This is a genomic window from Streptomyces sp. NPDC007971, assembly GCF_042958635.1.
In the GTDB taxonomy this organism is placed as follows: Bacteria; Actinomycetota; Actinomycetes; order Streptomycetales; family Streptomycetaceae; genus Streptomyces.
Genome location: NZ_JBIBJK010000076.1, coordinates 1 through 2,870 on the forward strand (window position 1 = coordinate 1; position 2,870 = coordinate 2,870).

At 66.1% G+C, this 2,870-nt stretch carries 2 protein-coding genes; both read right to left on the reverse strand.

The window, feature by feature from the left end:
- Window positions 1–289 (reverse strand): transposase family protein (locus tag ACFZCP_RS45820; RefSeq protein ID WP_391443230.1); only part of this gene is annotated, 289 nt, incomplete at its 3' end.
- A gap of 1,339 nt (window positions 290–1,628) precedes the next feature.
- Window positions 1,629–2,419 (reverse strand): IS5 family transposase gene (locus ACFZCP_RS45825; protein WP_391443232.1). Its coding sequence is split into 2 segments (ribosomal slippage): window positions 1,629–2,104 and window positions 2,104–2,419, totalling 792 coding nucleotides; the frame shifts between segments, so codons are not numbered across the junction.
- Between the last annotated feature and the right edge of the window lie 451 nt (window positions 2,420–2,870).

Genomic DNA, 2,870 nt, shown 5'->3' on the forward strand with positions numbered 1-2,870 from the left:
GGCGGGGCTGGAGCGCGAGCATCGGCCCGAGGTCGTCGATGATCCGGTCCGCCGCCGACTTCGAGACCTCGAACAGCGGGGCGAGCTGCCGCATGGTCAGGTTGGTTCGCCAGTAGGCGGTGACCAGCAGGGTCCGGTCTTCCAGCGGAAGGCTCCACGGCCGGCCCTTGCGGACCGTGTCCGCACCCGCGCGACGCAGCACCGTCACCAGCTTCCCGAAGGCGCGCGGACTCAGCCCGGAGAACGGGGCTATCCAGGACGGCTCCGACGCCGTAATCACACCAGCCACATCGAGATGATCTCGCCCATGCGACCACTTCTGCTCAGGCCGGTGGTCGAGAATCCTGCCATGAGCGAAGGCGACCGCCGCGAGGCATCCACACGTACATTCCTCGCATGCGCAGCCGAAGTGGCTCGCCTGCTAGACCTTAAGGCTGCAGCCGACGTGCCTGAAGACCGACGTGCGCGGCACCTGGCCGGAGCCGCACGAAGGCCACTGCTGGAACGCGCCACCCTGTCTGAGGAGTTCTTCGATCCGCTGATGGCCGCTGCTGTCTACGACCCGGACCCAAGCTTCTGTCGCTGGTTCGTCGAGCCGGCGCTCTGCGCATTCGGGCGCCTCAGGGTCATGACACACGGCGGGTGCGGTGGAAGTGGAGGGATCATGCCTTCGGGCTCCTGGGACATACGCAGCCTCCTCCTGGCCCTTCCGAGGTGCCCCTCTGTCACCCCCGCTGGAAGAGTTGTGCGGCACCGTACACACCGCCGCGTGAGGCTGTCAGCAATTTCGCGACAGCGTACCCGGCCCTCTGCTCGGCATAGTCCTGCCGGGACGCTCCGCCAAGCGTATGCCTTTGGGTAAGCACTTGAGGCAGTGCCGGACACCCCGGACGGGACTGGTATTAGCCGTACGCCCCCTGTGCGCTTCTGTGCGCCGCTACCACAGGCGACCTGGCGTCACCACTGTTGTCAGTAGTGGGCCCTAACGGAGTCTGCGACCCAGCGACCGCAACGGAAGGTGTCACATGAACCACCCTCGTCTCCTGCCACGGATACGTTTCTTGCTGGCAGCACTTTTCCTCACAGCGGCGACATTCACGAGTAGTAGTTCCTATGCCCCACAAGCTCACGCCGAGACGACTTTCGCGCCTCTGCGCACTTGGTGGAGCGAGGAACGGGGCGACAACTTTTCCACGGGGTCGCTGGACGAGGAGGCCAGCGCCAGGTCGGCTGGCTACCGCCTAGTGCGCGCCGAGGGATTGCTATGGTCGGACGACGGGGGCGGTGCGCGCGACGCGCTGTACCTTTTCTGGCACCCCGGTCGGCAGGACAATTTCAGCACTGCCAGCCGCGAAGGGATCAATGACGCGCTTAGCGCTGGGTACCAGTACATCGGCGTCCAAGGGTACGTCCAAAGGTTTCCTACGTACCCCCATACCCGGCCGCTACAGCAGTGGTGGAGTGCTGAACGGCAGGACAACTTCCTTACCGCTACATCAGAGGGAGCCCGCGACGCGCGAGCGGCTGGCTACAAACTCATCCGCACCGAGGGCTACGTATACCCACCGTGGTGACTGGCATGGTGATTTCGCGCAGCGCCCGCCCCTGGCTATGAGCTCGTAATAGGATCATGAATGGGCCTTCTTGAGGCGGCGCCGGCAGATGAGGCCGCAGGCCAACGAGAGGAAGGCGTCGTGGAGTTCGAGGCGTCGTTCCCATCTGACGGCGAGGCGTTTGAACTGGTGGAGCAGGGCGAAGGTCTGCTCGACGACGTAGCGGAGTTTGCCCAGGCCCTTGATGTTCGGGGCGCCCTTGCGGGAGATCACCGGCATGATTCGGCGTTCGCGTAGTTCACGACGGACGGCCCGGGAGTCGTACGCCTTGTCGCCGAGCACGGCGTCGGGCTGTCGGCGGGGACGGCCGGGGCGTCCGGCGACGGGCGGGAGGCCGTCGACCAGACCCAGGGTCTGGGTGATGGCGTTGACGTTCGCCGCGGTCGTGACGGCGTGGAGCGGGGTGCCGCGTCCATCGCAGATCAGGTGATGCTTGCTGCCCGTCTTCCGGCGGTCGACCGGCGACGGACCGGTCGCGGCACCCCCCTTTTCGCGTGGACGTGGGAGCCGTCCAGGCACGCACGAGACCAGTCGAGTTTGCCGGCCGCGTTCAACTTCGCGAGCAAGAGACGGTGTAGCTGGTCGAAGACACCGGCCTGCTGCCAGCGGTCAAGCCGCCGCCAGCAGGTCTGCCCGGAGCCGAACCCCAGCTCCAGCGGCAGAAGCTGCCAGGCAATGTCCTGGTGCAGGACGAACAAGATCCCCTGCAGGCACAATCGGTCGTCCACCGACTTCGGCCCCGGCGACCGCTCGGGCCGGGGCGGCAGCAACGGCTCGATCAGCGCCCACAAGTCGTCATCCACGATCCACGGCCGAGTACTCACTCCCTCACCAGCACCAGGATCATCACACCGGTCACGCCCGACCAGGACGCGTCAGCAAGATCGCGTTACCAGCTCTGAGCATCGGACGCGATTGGGGCTCGACTCCGTCCTTGGGCCGTCCCACTCGCAGGGGCGGGCGTCGGCATAGCGAGCCGACGGCAGGAGCCGCGCCCCGAGTGGAGCCGGGAAGCCCGTCCGTCAGAGCGGGGCGTAGCCGGGTGCTTGACGAGGTGGAGGAGGTCTGACTCAGCGCCCATCAGGGCTTCTGAACTTGATCGGCCATCTCAGTTCGGCTGCACACCTACGGCATCCGCCTCACCGGGCCGCCTCCTTCTTCACGGCCCTGGCGAGTGAGCAGCGCGTGAAGCGTGTCGGCTTAGGCTCGAAATCTAGGGTTTGCGCAAGTCAGCGCCGGGTTGAGGCGGTGACTACA